General features: G+C 72.3%; 17 protein-coding genes and 1 riboswitch. Of the genes, 12 read left to right on the top strand and 5 right to left on the bottom strand.

All coding sequences use genetic code 11. The features are described 5' to 3' along the window. Window positions 1–11 precede the first annotated feature (11 nt). A riboswitch (cobalamin riboswitch) is annotated at window positions 12–156 on the bottom strand. A 109-nt stretch (window positions 157–265) separates the two neighbouring features. From ACFV7R_RS00305 to ACFV7R_RS00295, 3 genes are all read right to left on the bottom strand, one after another. After that, complete coding sequence (locus ACFV7R_RS00305) at window positions 266–487, bottom strand: hypothetical protein (RefSeq protein ID WP_129797171.1); 222 nt, start codon at window positions 485–487, stop codon at window positions 266–268. 30 nt (window positions 488–517) lie between these two features. Then, window positions 518–1,756, bottom strand: a complete 1,239-nt coding sequence (locus ACFV7R_RS00300) for an anion permease (RefSeq protein WP_385258079.1) — start codon at window positions 1,754–1,756, stop codon at window positions 518–520. Between the two features lie 142 nt (window positions 1,757–1,898). After that, window positions 1,899–2,648: a lysozyme gene (locus ACFV7R_RS00295; protein ID WP_385258871.1), complete on the bottom strand. Its 750-nt coding sequence runs from the start codon at window positions 2,646–2,648 to the stop codon at window positions 1,899–1,901. A 197-nt stretch (window positions 2,649–2,845) separates the two neighbouring features. Here ACFV7R_RS00295 and ACFV7R_RS00290 point away from each other — a divergent pair, with 197 nt between their 5' ends. The 3 genes from ACFV7R_RS00290 to ACFV7R_RS00280 all read left to right on the top strand — a co-directional run bounded on the left by ACFV7R_RS00290 (window position 2,846) and on the right by ACFV7R_RS00280 (window position 6,542). Beyond that, a complete protein-coding gene (locus ACFV7R_RS00290; RefSeq protein WP_385258077.1) occupies window positions 2,846–3,577 on the top strand; it encodes a class II aldolase/adducin family protein in 732 nt (243 codons plus the stop codon). A 233-nt stretch (window positions 3,578–3,810) separates the two neighbouring features. Next, window positions 3,811–4,938, top strand: a complete 1,128-nt coding sequence (locus ACFV7R_RS00285) for an alpha/beta hydrolase family protein (RefSeq protein WP_385258074.1) — start codon at window positions 3,811–3,813, stop codon at window positions 4,936–4,938. 146 nt (window positions 4,939–5,084) lie between these two features. Next, a complete protein-coding gene (locus ACFV7R_RS00280) occupies window positions 5,085–6,542 on the top strand; it encodes a hypothetical protein (protein WP_385258072.1) in 1,458 nt (485 codons plus the stop codon). 6 nt (window positions 6,543–6,548) lie between these two features. On the opposite strand, the gene ACFV7R_RS00275 is transcribed toward ACFV7R_RS00280, so the two are convergent. After that, entirely contained in the window at window positions 6,549–6,962 is a 414-nt protein-coding gene (locus tag ACFV7R_RS00275; protein WP_129797167.1) for a VOC family protein, read from the bottom strand. Window positions 6,963–7,262: 300 nt separating this feature from the next. On the opposite strand from ACFV7R_RS00275, the gene ACFV7R_RS00270 reads away from it, so the two are divergent. The 4 genes from ACFV7R_RS00270 (at window position 7,263) to ACFV7R_RS00255 (ending at window position 11,211) form a co-directional block, all read left to right on the top strand. Continuing rightward, the gene (locus ACFV7R_RS00270; RefSeq protein WP_385258069.1) at window positions 7,263–7,979 is read left to right on the top strand and encodes a PQQ-binding-like beta-propeller repeat protein; all 717 of its coding nucleotides are present in this window, start codon (window positions 7,263–7,265) and stop codon (window positions 7,977–7,979) included. A gap of 123 nt (window positions 7,980–8,102) precedes the next feature. Then, window positions 8,103–9,701 carry an ABC-F family ATP-binding cassette domain-containing protein gene (locus tag ACFV7R_RS00265; protein ID WP_385258067.1) on the top strand — a complete coding sequence of 533 codons (1,599 nt, stop codon included), beginning with the start codon at window positions 8,103–8,105 and terminating at the stop codon, window positions 9,699–9,701. 362 nt (window positions 9,702–10,063) lie between these two features. Beyond that, window positions 10,064–10,285 carry a helix-turn-helix domain-containing protein gene (locus tag ACFV7R_RS00260; RefSeq protein WP_018567695.1) on the top strand — a complete coding sequence of 74 codons (222 nt, stop codon included), beginning with the start codon at window positions 10,064–10,066 and terminating at the stop codon, window positions 10,283–10,285. Between the two features lie 134 nt (window positions 10,286–10,419). Beyond that, window positions 10,420–11,211: an enoyl-CoA hydratase/isomerase family protein gene (locus tag ACFV7R_RS00255; RefSeq protein ID WP_224733560.1), complete on the top strand. Its 792-nt coding sequence runs from the start codon at window positions 10,420–10,422 to the stop codon at window positions 11,209–11,211. Window positions 11,212–11,216: 5 nt separating this feature from the next. Here the strand turns inward: ACFV7R_RS00255 and ACFV7R_RS00250 are convergent, their stop codons facing one another. Then, window positions 11,217–11,936: a nucleopolyhedrovirus P10 family protein gene (locus ACFV7R_RS00250; protein ID WP_385258062.1), complete on the bottom strand. Its 720-nt coding sequence runs from the start codon at window positions 11,934–11,936 to the stop codon at window positions 11,217–11,219. A gap of 89 nt (window positions 11,937–12,025) precedes the next feature. On the opposite strand from ACFV7R_RS00250, the gene ACFV7R_RS00245 reads away from it, so the two are divergent. The 5 genes from ACFV7R_RS00245 to amaP all read left to right on the top strand — a co-directional run bounded on the left by ACFV7R_RS00245 (window position 12,026) and on the right by amaP (window position 14,390). Then, window positions 12,026–12,502 (top strand): Asp23/Gls24 family envelope stress response protein, encoded by a 477-nt coding sequence (locus ACFV7R_RS00245; RefSeq protein WP_385258059.1) that lies wholly within the window; start codon window positions 12,026–12,028, stop codon window positions 12,500–12,502. Window positions 12,503–12,563: 61 nt separating this feature from the next. Further along, complete coding sequence (locus tag ACFV7R_RS00240; RefSeq protein WP_129797162.1) at window positions 12,564–12,749, top strand: hypothetical protein; 186 nt, start codon at window positions 12,564–12,566, stop codon at window positions 12,747–12,749. After that, entirely contained in the window at window positions 12,746–13,129 is a 384-nt protein-coding gene (locus ACFV7R_RS00235; protein ID WP_129797161.1) for an Asp23/Gls24 family envelope stress response protein, read from the top strand. Before ACFV7R_RS00240 ends, ACFV7R_RS00235 begins: the two co-directional genes overlap by 4 nt. Continuing rightward, window positions 13,126–13,806, top strand: coding sequence for a DUF6286 domain-containing protein (locus tag ACFV7R_RS00230; protein ID WP_385258055.1), 681 nt, complete (start codon window positions 13,126–13,128; stop codon window positions 13,804–13,806). The genes ACFV7R_RS00235 and ACFV7R_RS00230 overlap by 4 nt, the downstream gene beginning before the upstream one ends. Continuing rightward, on the top strand, window positions 13,803–14,390 hold the full coding sequence (amaP, locus tag ACFV7R_RS00225; protein WP_385258052.1) for an alkaline shock response membrane anchor protein AmaP: 588 nt from the start codon (window positions 13,803–13,805) through the stop codon (window positions 14,388–14,390). The genes ACFV7R_RS00230 and amaP overlap by 4 nt, the downstream gene beginning before the upstream one ends. Window positions 14,391–14,398 lie beyond the last annotated feature (8 nt).

The following is a 14,398-nucleotide window of genomic DNA, read 5'->3' as shown; positions in this document are numbered from 1 at the left end:
TCCACGCCCTGGTTCGACGAGACCGGCGGTGAGAGTTCCTGGCTCCCGGGGAGTTCCTTCCCCGGTCACAGTGGCGGGACCGCGCCGGATTCACACCGGGCTTCCTCTCCTGCCGCCGTACATGGCCCCGGAAGTCCACCACGGGGTCGGAAGGGGCGTCAACTTGCCTGTGACCTGCGGTGCGGGAGTGTGCTGAGGCCCACACACCGACGCGCCGGGCGGTACGGGAAACCCCGTACCGCCCGGCGCGTCGGTTGAGTCAGGTTCAGGCCACGATCAGATAGATCCCGTACGCCACCGCCGCCGCACATGCCGCGAAGGCGGCGTACGCCCCCGCGACGGCGAGCGCGGCCGAATCGCCCTGCGCCACCGCGCGCTCCCGGCGGGACAGGCCCGCGATGCCGAGGGTGAACAGGCCCACGAGGGCCACGGTGGCCACGAGGCTGACGCCGAAGACGGAGCCGAGGGCCGCCCAGTCGATCTTCATGCTGCTTCTGCTTCCTTCGTACCTGGGGGCTCAGACGGTGGCCCGGGAAGGCGCCTGGTCCGGGGATGCGGGCTGCGCGGGGATCGTGGCCGTCAGGCCCTCGGCCGCGCCGGGCGGGGGAGTGGCCACGGCGGCCATCGCGGTCGTCACGACACCGGCCGGTTCCTCCGCCGTGTCGTTGACGTTCGTGTGGTCGACGACCTCACGCCGGGAGAGCATCCAGATCGCGGCGCTGGAGGCGACCAGGAAGACGGCGACGAGCGCGGTGCCCCATGAGCCGAAGCCGGTGACCCACTCCGCGACGGCACCGACCAGCGCGGCGGCCGGCAGGGTCAGGCCCCAGGCGACGAACATACGGGTGGCGGTGGACCAGCGCACGACCCCGCCCTTGCGGCCGAGGCCCGCACCCATCACCGCACCGGAGACCGAGTGCGTGGTGGACAGCGAGAAGCCCAGGTGGGAGGAGGCCAGGATGACCGTCGCGGCGCTGGTCTGCGCGGCGAAGCCCTGCTGCGGCTGGAGGTCGGTCAGGCCCTTGCCCATGGTGCGGATGATGCGCCAGCCGCCGAGGTAGGTGCCGAGCGCGATGGCCAGGCCCGCCGAGAGGATGACCCACATCGGGGGGTCGGAGTCGGGGGCGAGGGAGCCGCCGGCGACCAGGGCGAGGGTGATGATGCCCATGGTCTTCTGCGCGTCGTTGGTGCCGTGGGCGAGGGAGACGAGGCCGGCGGAGGCGATCTGGCCGGCGCGGTAGCCCTTCGCGGCCGCCTTGCCGTCGGCCTTCCTGCCGAGCCGGTACGTCAGCCGCGTGGCCAGCATCGCCGCGATGCCGGCCACCAGCGGGGCGGCGATCGCCGGGATCAGCACCTTGGTGACGAGCGCGTCGCCGTGCACGGCGCCCACGCCGGCCGAGGCGATGGTGGCGCCGATCAGACCGCCCATGAGGGCGTGCGAGGAGGACGACGGGAGGCCTACGAGCCAGGTCAGCAGGTTCCACAGGATCGCGCCGACGAGTGCGGCGAAGATGACCTCGGGACGTATGCCGCTCTCGTCGACCAGTCCCTTGGAGATCGTGTTGGCGACTTCCACGGAGAGGAAGGCGCCGACCAGGTTGAGGACGGCGGACATGGCCACCGCGACCTTGGGTCTGAGGGCACCGGTGGAGATGGTGGTCGCCATCGCGTTCGCGGTGTCGTGGAAACCGTTCGTGAAATCGAACGCGAGTGCGGTTACCACCACAATCGCGAGGATCAGCGAGATGCCTTCCATTTACCCAGGCAATCGTTCGAGGTCATTGGCTGGACGAACGTACGTAACCCAAGTGAACGAAAGGTGAACTGAGGGGGGCGCCAGGGTGTCTCAAGGTGGGGGCCGTCGTCCGGTCAGGAATCGACGGCCCCGTCCTGCCCGGCTACGAGCCCTTTGCGAACTTCCTCAACTGGGTCGTCGAGCCGTTGAAGAGATTCTGGTCACCCGGCAGGCTGCCGCTGTTGTCGTACTGCCAGAGCGTCCAGAACGACCACCCGGCCGGGAGTGTTCCCGCGCTCGCCGAGTCGTAGCGCGCTGTCCACAGCGCGTGGTTGCCGGCGAAGGCGCGGCTGCTGCCCGTGCAGGTGTTCCACCAGTGGGTGGTGGTGTAGATCACGGGGCGGCGGCCGGTGAGCCGCTTCACCTCGTCGCTGAAGGCCTTGATCCAGCTGACCATCTTCGCCTTGCTCAGGCCGTAGCACTTGTGCTTCTTGTCGTACGGGTTGTACTCGATGTCGAGCGCGGGTGGCAGCGTCCAGCCGTCCCCGCGCCAGGCGCCGCCGTTGCGGACGAAGTACGCCGCCTGGGCCTTGCCCGACGACTTGTCCGGCAGCGCGAAGTGGTAGGCCCCGCGTATCAGGCCCGCGTTCCGCGCACCGTTGTACTGCTGGCTGAAGTACGGGTTGCGGTACGTGGTGGACTCGGTCGCCTTGACGTAGACGAACCGGGCGCCCTTCGACTTCGCGCTCTGCCAGTTGACGTTCTTCTGATGCGACGAGACGTCGTGCCCCTTCGGCTTGCTCGCCGCCGTGGCCGGAATCTCGGCCAGTGCGGTCCCCCCGATCGCGAGGGCCGCCACCGACGCCGCGGCAAGGCGGCTGCGATGGCGGAACGGTTTGCGGTCACGGGCCATGTTTCCCCCCGGAATGGCAACGTGCATGACAAATCCCCCCAGAGAGTACGGGAAGATCGTTGAATGCTCATCGATCTCCGGCCAAATGGGGGTGAAGGGGGATCTGTGCTGATATGCACCCTTCCGGACGTGCCGCTTCCGCCCTACAGTGCCCCGGCGCGGCAACCGTCCGACGGCCTCCCTGGCAGGATCACGGCATGGCGGAAAAGCGGCGGGACCAGCGGGACGTCCGGGGCGGCCGGGAGGGTGCACAGGAAGTGGGGGAGCCGCGGATGAGCGGTGTGCGGGACGAGGAGTTCCGGGCCTGGCAGGCGCTCGTGGCGACGGCCCGCCGGACCGTGGCCGACGGACTGGTCGTCGGTACGTCCGGCAATGTGTCCGTACGCGTCCGGGACACGGTCCTGGTCACACCCTCGGGCGTCCCCTACGACCGGCTCACGCCGGACGACCTGACCGCCGTCGACCTCGACGGACGGCAGGTGCGCGGCACGCTCGTCCCGACGAGCGAACTGCCCATGCATCTCGCCGTGTACCGCACCACCGACGCCCGCGCCGTCGTCCACACCCACGCCGTGCACGCCACCGCCGTCTCGACGCTCGTCCGCGAGCTCCCCGCGATCCACTACATGGCCGGCGCGCTCGGCGGGTCCGTCCGGGTTGCCCCGTATGCGACGTACGGCACCGAGGAGTTGGCCGAGAACATGCTGCACGCCCTCGCCGACCGCTCCGGCTGCCTCCTCCAGAACCACGGCACCCTCACCTACGGCGCCACCCTCGACCAGGCCTACGACCGCACCGCCCAGCTGGAGTGGATGTGCCACCTCTGGCTGACCGCCTCCTCGGTCCCCGGCCTGACCCCGACCCTCCTGTCCGACGACCAGCTGAGGGCGGCGGGAGAGCGGTTGCGGGGGTACGGGCAGCGGGGATGACGACCCGGCGGAGCTGCGGGCAGTCGTGCCGCTGGGGCGGCACGGGTGGGCGCAGCGGCACCCCGCACGCGCCGGTGAGCGATCCCACCCCCACCCGCACCGGCGCAGCGGCACCCGGCCTGCGCCGGTGACCGATCCCACCCCCACCCGCACCCCCCTCAACGCCCCAAGCCGCATCACCCCGAGCCCCCCTCCCACTGGCCCCCGCCCACGTCCGCCAGGACACTGGATCCGTGCGCACTGTCAAAGCGGCGGCAGCCGCCGTCACCGCGATGACCGCAGCCGGCGCCGCCGCCGTGGCCGTCGGCCGGTTCGCCAGCGGCGCCGCACTGAAGGCGCCGCCGGGCCGGCCCCTGCCCACCGAACCCCGGCTCACCGTGCACGGCACGGCCGCGGGCAGCGTCACCCTCACCCGCGCCCTGGCCTCCCAACGCCCCGGCACCTACGGCCTCTCCGGCGACGGATCCCACGCGGTCGTCGGCCCCGTCCTGGACAGCGCCCCGCACCCCGCCGACGCCGTCGTCCGCCGCCTGGAGCGCGTCACGCACGGCAGCCTGGAGCCGGGCGACAAGGTGTGGCTCACCCCCAACCTGCACATCGGCGACCCCGGCGCCGCCCTCGGTCTCGACCACGCCGACGTCGACGTGCCCGGTGAACTCGGCGTCCTGCCCGCCTGGTTCGTGCCCGCCGCCAGGGACACCTGGGTGATCACCGTGCACGGCCTGGGCATGACACGGGAACACCCCATGAACGTCATGGAGTTCCTGCACGGCCTCCGCTTCCCCGTGCTCGACCTCGCCTACCGCGGCGACCTCGGCGCACCCCGCCCGCCCGACGGCCTGAACCATCTCGGCGAGACCGAGTGGCGCGACCTGGACGCGGCGATCCGCCACGCCGTGCGGTACGGCGCCGAACGGGTCGTCCTGTACGGCTGGTCGACCGGCGCCACCATGGCCCTGCGCGCCGCCGCGCACTCCGCCGACCGCGACCGCATCCGCGGCCTGGTGCTCGATTCTCCGGTACTCAACTGGGAGGCGACGCTGCGCGCCCTGGCCGCGGCCCGGCGGATGCCCGCCCCCCTGCTGCCGCTGGCCGTGCGCGCCGCCCAGGGCCGCACCGGTCTGTACGGCGACCGCATCGACGAGGCCGCCCACCCCGAACGCCTGAAGATCCCGACTCTGATCTTCCACGGCCCCGACGACACGGTCGCCCCGTGGGCCTACTCCCGCCGGCTGGCCGAACGCCGCCCCGACCTGGTCGCCCTCCACACCGTCCGGCAGGCCCCGCACAGCGCCCTGTGGAACGCCGACCCGTCGGCATACGAGGAAGCCCTCCGCCGCTTCCTGACACCGCTGATGTAAGTCCCGGCCGCGACGGTTCCGTTTAACGCCGTACCACTGTCCGGATCTCGGCCCGGGCCGCCGAGGAGCCCTTGCGTTGGCCAGTCCCGTCGCCGCCCGTGACATTCCGTTTGGGTTTTCGGACCGTCAACCGGAAGACTGCACCCGTGACGTCCCGTATCCCGCGCGACTCCAGGCTTCGACTCGTCCGCCCGCGACCCCTGGCCGCCGCCCCCCGAGCGATGAACCAGCGGCGCTCGCGCCGCCCCGCGCCCCGCCCGCCGGAGGGCACACCGGCTCCCTCGGAGCTGGCTGGAATGGCACGTTCCAGGCTGGCCGGCGCGGCCCGCGTCGCCCGCTGGGCCGACACCGCACTCGGCCCCGGCAGGGACAACGCCGCCTCCGACGGCAAGGCCCCCCTGGCCGACGCGACCGCCGAACGGGCGGCCGGTGAACTGGGTCTGACGCCGGCCCAGGTCCGCGCCGACTGGGACACCGCCCGCCTCGCCGGCCTCGTCGAGGTGCACGGCGACAACGCCCGCCCCGGCTGGCGGCTGCGGGCCTGGGACCGTGACGACACCGCCGTTCTGCGCGGCTGGGTCGCCCTGTTCGATGCCTGGTCGCTCGCCCACCCGGAACCCGCCGACCACGAGCCCGCCGCCGTTGCCGAGGTCGTCTCGGCCATGCCTCAGGTGCTCTCCTTCCTCCAGCTGTCCGCCGGACCGGTCCCCGTCGAGCAGCTCCTCGATCTGCTGGCGCAACGCGTCAGGGAACTGCGCACCGAGCGCTGCGAAATCCCCTACGGCCCGCCGCGCGAACCCGCGCGCATCCCGGCCCCCGCGCCCCCTGCCGACGCCGGCCCGGCGCATCCCGCGGCGCACCCCGAGCCCCCGGGGGACGACGCCGAACTGGCCCCTCTCCTCGACTGGGCCCTGCACGCCCTCGCCTCCGTCGGCGCACTCACCTACGGCGACGGCCAGGCCACCCTCACCCCACTGGGCAGCTGGGCGGTCTGGGTCAAGCTGGAGCAGATCTGCGTCGCCGCGCAGAGCCCCGCCGGGAACATCGAGGCGGCCGCCGAGGACATGCTCCGCGGCTGCGCCCAGCTGCGCCCGAACGCGGCCCGCGCCGAGTACCGCGCCTGGCTCGCCGCCCGCCCCGTCGGCAGCGCCGTCACCGAACTCCTCGACGCCGCCCGCGGCGAGGACGCCCTGCTGCGCGGCCTCGCCTTCGAGGCGCTGCGCGTCGTCGGTGCCCCCGCCGAGCCCGACGTACGCACCGCGCTCGACGAGCCGACCCTGCGGCCGTACGCCCTGCTGTGGCTCGCCGAACACGACGGAGCCGACCCGGAGGACGCCTACGAGGTGCTCACCCGGGAGGAGGCCACCTGGCTGTGGGTCGACACGGCGGCCGCAGTCGCCGACCACGGTGAGGCGCTCCTGCTCGTCCGGCATCTGGAGTCCGCCGTGCAGCCGACGGTGCCCGCGCTGCTCGACGAGGTGCGCGCGGTCGGCCATCCCCGCACCGTCCAGGTCCTGGTGGCGCTCGCCGCGGCCCACCCCGACCCCGCCCTGGCCAAGGCCGTACGCCGTGCGGCCTTCCAGGTGCACACCGGGGGCAGCTGACCCGGCTCAGGCCTCGATCTGCGGGCCGTACGTCCCGAAGCTCCAGATGTTGCCCTCGAGGTCCAGGGCCATGTAGTCCCGCGAGCCGTAGTCCTGGTCCGTCGGGGGCATCAGGATCTCCGCGCCGTGGTCCACGGCCCGCTGGTGGTGTGCGTCGACGTCGTCCACGACGACGTACACCCCCGTCGGGCCCGCGCCCTTCATCGCCTCGTCGAAGCGGCCGCCGCGGCCCTTCGAGCCGAGCATCACCGCGCCGTTGCCCTGGACCAGCTCGGCATGCATCACCGTGCCGTCCTCGCTCTCGTACAAGGACAGTTCCGTGAAGCCGAAGGCCTCCGTCAGCTGCCGGATCGCCGCCTTCGCGTCCGAGTACAGCAGCGTCGGAAAGATGCTCGGACGCCCACCGCCGGTGCCTGCCATGCCGATCACTCCCTTGTTGTCGCTGCCCGAAATGCCGGGATCTCCAGTCCGGAAATCCCGGAAACAAGCTGAAAAACAAGCCCGGAAATGCTGCCTGTTGCTCAGTCTTGCACCCGCCACTGACAACGCCCCGCGACCGGGAGGAAGCCGGCGCCGGGGCGGGCGTCCGAACGGGGGACCCGCCCCCGCCCCCGCGTCGTGTCCCGACGGCGCACCCCGCGCCCCGTCCCGCGCGTGGCTACGCTCTGCGCCTGTCCGCGTGGGAAGCGGCGAGCAGTGGCTCTGGACGAAGGGGGCGTGGTGATCGTTCTGCCGGTCGAGGTGACGCGGACGAGCCCCCACGCCCCGGTCTCGAAAGCCCCGCCGCGCACCCTCCGCCGCCTCCTGGCCGCCGGGGCCGCCCTCCTTCTCGCGGCCCCCCTCCTCGCCGCCGCCCACCAGGCGCGCCCCGCCCCCTACGGAGACCGCCTCACCGTCCACGCGCGCGTGCAGCACCCGACGGAACTGCGCACCCATGAGGGGACCGTCGAGGCGTACGACCCGACGACCGGCGAGGTCCGCTGGCGTCACGCCCGTGACGGCCGGCGCCCGCTCACCGTGCTCCCCGCGCGCGGGGAGGCGATCACGCTCTGGGACGACGGCTTCGTCACCGCCACCGACGGCAGGTCCGTGCGCTGGCACCGTGCCCTGCCCGCCTCCGCCGGCTGGCTCGCGGCCCACGGCGGCACCGGCGTGCTGCGCCCCCTCGGCCGCGGCATCCTCGCCGTCCTCACCCCGCGCCGCGTCGCCGCGTACCGCACCGCCGACGGTGACCTGCGCTGGGTGCTGCCCGCCCGCAAGGGATGCTGGTTCGCGCCCGAACGTGCGCTGCACCGCGGCGGAGCCCTGCTGATCGCCCAGCCCTGCGCCCGGGACGCGTGGACCGCGCAGCTCGTCGCCGTCGACGACCTGGGCCGGATCGCCCCGCACCGCAGGCCCCTGGGCAACGGGGCCCTCGGCCGCGGCCCGAACAGCTGAACCCGCAAAAACTGGTTGCAGCGCCCCGTTAGACTGGGTCCATGGCCATTCTCCTCGCGCATTAGACGGCGGGAAGTCCCTCAGCCGCCTGTCCCGCCTCACAACCCGCCCTGGAGTCTGTCCGTGATCTCCGCCTCCGGTATCGAGCTGCGCGCCGGTGCCCGCGTCCTCATCGAATCCGCAACCTTCCGCGTCGCCAAGGGCGACCGCATCGGCCTGGTCGGCCGCAACGGCGCCGGCAAGACCACCCTCACCAAGGTCCTGGCCGGCGAGGGCATCCCCGCCGCCGGCGCCGTCACCCGCTCCGGCGAGGTGGGCTACCTCCCGCAGGACCCCCGCACCGGCGACCTCGACATCCTCGCCCGCGACCGCGTCCTCTCCGCCCGCGGCCTGGACGTACTGATCCGCAAGATGCGCGAGAACGAGCAGCGCATCGCGAACGGCACGGGCGCCACCCGCGAGAAGGCGCTCCGGCAGTACGAGCGGCAGGAGACGGAGTTCCTCACCAAGGGCGGATACGCCGCCGAGGCGGAGGCCGCCACCATCGCCGCCGCGCTCAACCTGCCCGACCGGGTGCTCGGCCAGCCGCTGCACACGCTCTCCGGCGGTCAGCGCCGCCGTATCGAGCTGGCCCGGATCCTGTTCTCCGACGCGGACACGCTGCTGCTCGACGAGCCCACCAACCACCTCGACGCCGACTCGATCGTCTGGCTGCGTGACTACCTGAAGACGTACCGCGGCGGCTTCATCGTGATCTCCCACGATGTCGACCTGGTCGAGACGGTCGTCAACAAGGTCTTCTACCTGGACGCGAACCGCGCCCAGATCGACGTCTACAACATGGGTTGGAAGCTCTACCAGCAGCAGCGCGAGGCCGACGAGAAGCGCCGCAAGCGCGAGCGGCAGAACGCCGAGAAGAAGGCCGCCGCACTGCACTCGCAGGCCGACAAGATGCGCGCCAAGGCCACCAAGACGGTCGCCGCGCAGAACATGGCCAAGCGTGCCGACCGGCTGCTCGCCGGACTGGAAGCGGTACGCGCCTCCGACAAGGTCGCCAAGCTCCGCTTCCCCGAGCCCGCGCCCTGCGGCAAGACCCCGCTGATGGCGGAGGGCCTGTCGAAGTCGTATGGCTCGTTGGAGATCTTCACCGACGTCGACCTGGCCATCGACAAGGGCTCCCGAGTCGTCATCCTCGGCCTCAACGGCGCCGGCAAGACGACCCTGCTGCGCCTCCTCGGCGGCGTCGAGAAGCCCGACACCGGCGAGGTCGTCGAGGGCCACGGCCTCAAGCTCGGCTACTACGCGCAGGAGCACGAGACCCTCGACCCCGAGCGCACGGTCCTGGAGAACATGCGCTCCGCCAACCCCGACCTCGACCTGGTCGAGGTCCGCAAGACGCTCGGCTCGTTCCTGTTCTCCGGCGACGACGTCGACAAGCCGGCCGGGGTCCTCTCCGGCGGCGAGAAGACCCGCCTCGCCCTCGCCACCCTCGTGGTGTCGTCGGCCAACGTCCTGCTCCTCGACGAGCCGACGAACAACCTCGACCCGGCCAGCCGCGAGGAGATCCTCAGCGCGCTGCGCACCTACAAGGGCGCCGTGGTCCTCGTCACCCACGACGAGGGCGCCGTCGAGGCGCTCCAGCCGGAGCGGATCATCCTGCTGCCGGACGGCGTCGAGGACCTGTGGGGCGCCGACTACGCCGATCTGGTCGCCCTCGCCTGAGCCGGCGGCGGCGGTCAGTGCCGCTTGATCGAATGAGTGATCCACGCGTATGGATCATTCGGCCCATCGGTGATCCACCATCTGTGTGAGATCTCCTCGTACCCCGGTGTGTCCTACACCGGTTTCGCGGCCGATCCCTTTGTCGACAAGGGGTCGGCCGCGCCGCGTTCCTGACCTGGTAATTCACGGAACAACCCGTTCGGCCGTATGCATATCACCTGGTGGAACTAATGATTCCGCTTGTGGGGATGTGCTCCTGTCGTCAAAACCCTCACCCACGGACCTTGCCGAATGGGTGGCCATGAAGCCCCGGAGGGGTGATCATGAGGGGACCAGAGCGCACTTCCCATGAGGAGGCACGGGTGGCCGAGACTCTGAAGAAGGGCAGCCGGGTGACCGGCGCCGCGCGCGACAAGCTCGCGGCAGACCTGAAGAAGAAGTACGACGCCGGTGCGAGCATCCGGGCGTTGGCCGAGGAGACCGGCCGCTCGTATGGCTTCGTACATCGCATGCTCAGCGAGTCGGGCGTCACGCTCCGTGGGCGTGGCGGGGCGACACGGGGCAAGAAGGCCGCTTCGGCCTGAGCTCCGGGCGAGGCCCCTCGACTTCGATGGTGGCCACCCGGTCGGTCAGGTGATCGGCTGGGTGGTTACTGTGCAGTCACTTATGAGTGCCGTCGTACGGCACTCACGATGACCGCACCCATCGGAGGCGCCCCATGGCTTCGCTCGACCCGGTACTCGACAAGGACGGCGTACGGCTCACCGTCGACGACGCCATCGCCACGGTGACGCTGACCAATCCGGCCAAGCGCAACGCGCAGAGCCCCGCTCTGTGGCGGGCGCTGGCCGAGGCGGGCCGGTTGCTGCCGGGCACCGTCCGCGTGGTCGTGCTGCGCGCCGAGGGCAAGTCCTTCTCGGCCGGGCTCGACCGGCAGGCGTTCACGCCCGAGGGCTTCGAGGGCGAGCCGTCCTTCATCGACCTCGCGCGCGGCGGTGACGCCGAGCTGGACGCAACCATCGCCGAGTACCAGGAGGCGTTCACCTGGTGGCGGCGCAGCGACATCGTGTCCATCGCCGCGGTGCAGGGGCATGCCATCGGCGCGGGCTTCCAACTCGCCCTCGCCTGTGACCTGCGCGTCGTCGCGGACGACGTGCAGTTCGCCATGCGCGAGACCAGCCTGGGGCTGGTGCCGGACCTGACCGGCACCCATCCGCTGGTCGGGCTCGTCGGCTATGCCCGCGCGCTCGAAATCTGTGCGACCGGGCGCTTCGTACAGGCTGAGGAGGCCGTGAGCACGGGGCTGGCGAACGTCGCCGTGCCGCCGGCCGAACTCGACGGCGCCGTACGGGACCTGACGGCGGCGCTCCTTGCCGCGCCGCGGGACGCGGTCATCGAGACCAAGGCCCTGCTGCGAGGTGCGGGAGAGCGTACGTACGAGGAGCAGCGGGTCGCCGAACGTGCCGCTCAGGCGCGCCGGTTGCGGGATCTGGCGGGCATCGGCGAGTAGGACGGTCAGCCGACTGCCGTGATCAGTACCGCCACCGTGGGGTGATCCGGCAGCGCCTCTCTCCCTTTCGCGCGGACCTCCCGGGCCACGTCCACGGCCCGGTGGTCCGCGTGTACCGCCAGTTCGATCCGCACATGGCGGCGCGGGAGCGCGCGGTCGCCCGGCTCCTCCTCGAGGTGCACCGCCCGGCCCACACCGCCCAGCGCCCCGGTCAGCCGGCTCACGCCCTGGACGGTGAGGGCGGCCCCGGCCACCAGGGCTTCCTCGGGGTCTGTCGACTCCCGCGCCTGCGGCGGCTGAGGGGGTTGTACGGCGTCGGGTTCCGCCTCCTGGTCCAGCAGGGCGGTCACCCGCAGGTCGACCTCCGCCACCGTCAGCCCGAGCCGCTGCGACGCGGCCGCCGCCAGGGCCCCACGCAGCCGGGAGGCCGCCGTCGGCAGCGGTTCGGCGGCCGTCGCCGCGAAATCGGCGGTCACCCGCAGAGGGCCGGGCGGCAGGGCGCTCGGTGGTGGCGGTACGGCGGGCTCATGGGCGCCCTCCGGATCGGCCAGACTGATCCCGACCGCGCCCAGACGCACGCCGGGCACCGCGCCCGCCGCATGCCGCAGCACCGCCTCCACCGCCCGCTCGGTGATCCACGCGCCGTCGCGCGGGCCGCCCAGCGGCAGAAGCCTGCCGAGCCCCGGTTGCCGCCGTACCGCCCGCGTCCATCCGTCCGCCGTCATTACTCCAGCCTGCCGCATTCCTGGCGCGCCTCCGAGTAACCGCGCTTACCGTGGTCGAAGGGGATGACGACCGAAAGGGACGCACGGCCATGACCGATACGAACCGGACACAGGCCCCCGAAAGCGAAACCCAGCCTCCGGTACAGACCCGCAAGCCCACCCGGCGTGGCGGCGGCGATCCGGGGACCCGGGGGAGGACCACCATCGCCGACGGGGTCGTGGAGAAGATCGCCGGACTCGCAGCCCGCGATGTCGTCGGCGTGAATGCGTTGGGCAGCGGACTGAGCCGCACCTTCGGGGCCGTACGCGAGCGGGTGCCCGGCCAGGCGAAGTCCGTGACGCGCGGGGTGAAGGCTGAGGTCGGAGAGGTGCAGACCGCGCTCGACCTGGAGATCGTCGTCGACTACGGCGTGTCGATCGGCGATGTCGCGCGGGCCGTGCGGGAGAACGTGGTCTCGGCCGTGGAGCGGATGACCGGACTCGAGGTGGTCGAGGTCAACATCGCGGTGAGTGATGTCAAGCTTCCGGAGGAAGAAGAAGAGGAGACGGAGCCCCGGATCCAGTGACGCCCCGGCAACCGGAGCACCTGTACGGCTGACGCGCCGCTGACTAGCTGAGGAGCGCACGATGAGCATGGCCCTGGTCGGCATGATCGCCGGAATGGCCCTGGGCTTCGCCGGGTACTTCGGGGGGTTCGGTGCCTTCCTGCTGGTGGCGGCCCTGGGCGCCGTCGGGTTCGTCGTCGGCCGGTTCCTGGAGGGGGACCTGGAGGCCGGCGACTTCTTCCGTTCGCGTGGCGAACGCCGGCGGTGACGCCCGTGAGCAGTGGGGCCGCCGAACCTCGCAGACCGGTCACCGTCGTACCTCCGGGCGAGCGCGGGGCGACCCTGATCGCCGACCGCGTGGTCGCGAAGATCGCCGCGCAGGCGGCCCGCGAGGCGCTCGGCACGCTGCCGCCCGAGGCGGCCCGCCCGCACGCCACGGTCGTCGTGCACCACGACGCCGCCCGGGTCCACATCCACCTCGAACTCGACTACCCCAGCGACATCGGCTCCCGCTGCGGGCAGGTGCGTCGCCAGGTCGTCGAACGGGTAGGCGCGTTGGTGGGAATGGACGTTCCGGAGGTCGCCGTCCAGGTGGAGCGGCTGCATCTGGCAGCGGCGCACGGCGCGGCGCAGGGGAGGACGCGATGAGCGAGTCCCAGGGTTCCGACGGCACCACACAGCAACTGCCGGTCATCGAGAGAGAACCGACCGAGCCCGAACTCGGCCAGTCCGCCTCGTCGGCTGCCTACGAACCGCTGCCGGTCGCCGACGCGGACAACGGCGGAAACCACCGCTTCTGGTCGGCCCGCCGTATCCCCGCGGGCATCGTCGCGCTGCTGCTCCTCGTCGTCGCGGGCGCCTTCCTCTACGACATCGCCGCCGTCCGCGCCGACCGGCCGCCCATGCACTGGCGCCGGGAACTCGCCCGCCAACTCGCCGAACGCCCCCTCGACGACACCTGGGTCCTCGTCGGCGCCGGCGTCGCCGCCGCCCTCGGCCTCTGGCTGATCGTGCTGGCCACGACGCCCGGACTGCGAGCCGTCCTGCCGATGCGGCGCACCCAGGCCGACGTACGCGCCGGACTGCACCGCGACGCCGCCGCGACCGTGCTGCGCGACCGGACCATGGAGGTGTCCGGTGTGCAGTCGGTACGGGTCCGGATGCGCCGCAGGCGGGCCGACGTACGGGCGGTCTCGCACTTCCGTGAACTGGACGAGGTACGCGCCGACCTGGACAGCGTGCTCGCCGACGCGATCAGGGGGCTGGGCCTGGCCCGGCGGCCCGCGTTGACGGTGCACGTCCGGCGGCCCGGCCGGAAGGGGTGAGCGCGGTGCTCAGGGCCGTCAACCGGGTGCTGCTCGCGATCATCGGGCTGGTGCTGGTCGTGCTGGGCGGGGCGGTGCTCGCCGTCGGGCTGGGCGTCGACCCCCCGTCCTGGTGGATCCATCACGGCACGAACGACGTGCCGCTCGGCGACGCCGAGCGGACCCGCTGGCGCGACGCCGGCTGGTGGTGGCCCACCGTTTTCGCCGCGCTCGCCGTCCTCGTCCTGCTCGCCCTGTGGTGGCTGGTCGCGGTGGTGCGCCGGCGCCGGCTCGCCGAGGTGCTCGTCGACACCGGCGACGGCGAGGGCGCCCTGTTGCGCGGGCGGGCCCTGGAAGGCGTACTCACCGGCGAGGCGGACGCCCTGGACGGCGTCGCCCGCGCCCATGTCCAGCTCACGGGGCGACGCAGTGCGCCGGAGGCACGGGTACGGCTCCTGGTGGAGCCGCACGTGGACCCCGGGGATGCGCTCCACCGCCTCACGGCCCAGGCCCTGGCCCACGCCCGCGACTCGGCGGGCCTGGCGTCGCTGCCCGCCGAGGTCCGCCTGAGGGGCGTCAAGCACCGTGCGGAAAGGGTCAGTTGAGGTCCCTT

The organism is Streptomyces sp. NPDC059866 (assembly GCF_042731325.1).
GTDB lineage: Bacteria > Actinomycetota > Actinomycetes > Streptomycetales > Streptomycetaceae > Streptomyces > Streptomyces flavusporus.
This window is presented reverse-complemented; position numbering and strand designations above follow the sequence as displayed.

Bases quoted from the DNA above. Each gene is read 5' to 3' on its own strand.
- ACFV7R_RS00305 (WP_129797171.1), bottom strand. From the start codon at position 487: ATGAAGATCGACTGGGCGGCCCTCGGCTCCGTCTTCGGCGTCAGCCTC.
- ACFV7R_RS00300 (WP_385258079.1), bottom strand. From the start codon at position 1,756: ATGGAAGGCATCTCGCTGATCCTCGCGATTGTGGTGGTAACCGCACTC.
- ACFV7R_RS00295 (WP_385258871.1), bottom strand. From the start codon at position 2,648: ATGGCCCGTGACCGCAAACCGTTCCGCCATCGCAGCCGCCTTGCCGCG.
- ACFV7R_RS00290 (WP_385258077.1), top strand. From the start codon at position 2,846: ATGGCGGAAAAGCGGCGGGACCAGCGGGACGTCCGGGGCGGCCGGGAG.
- ACFV7R_RS00275 (WP_129797167.1), bottom strand. From the start codon at position 6,962: ATGGCAGGCACCGGCGGTGGGCGTCCGAGCATCTTTCCGACGCTGCTG.
- ACFV7R_RS00255 (WP_224733560.1), top strand. From the start codon at position 10,420: ATGGCTTCGCTCGACCCGGTACTCGACAAGGACGGCGTACGGCTCACC.
- ACFV7R_RS00250 (WP_385258062.1), bottom strand. From the start codon at position 11,936: ATGACGGCGGACGGATGGACGCGGGCGGTACGGCGGCAACCGGGGCTC.
- ACFV7R_RS00245 (WP_385258059.1), top strand. From the start codon at position 12,026: ATGACCGATACGAACCGGACACAGGCCCCCGAAAGCGAAACCCAGCCT.
- ACFV7R_RS00240 (WP_129797162.1), top strand. From the start codon at position 12,564: ATGAGCATGGCCCTGGTCGGCATGATCGCCGGAATGGCCCTGGGCTTC.
- ACFV7R_RS00230 (WP_385258055.1), top strand. From the start codon at position 13,126: ATGAGCGAGTCCCAGGGTTCCGACGGCACCACACAGCAACTGCCGGTC.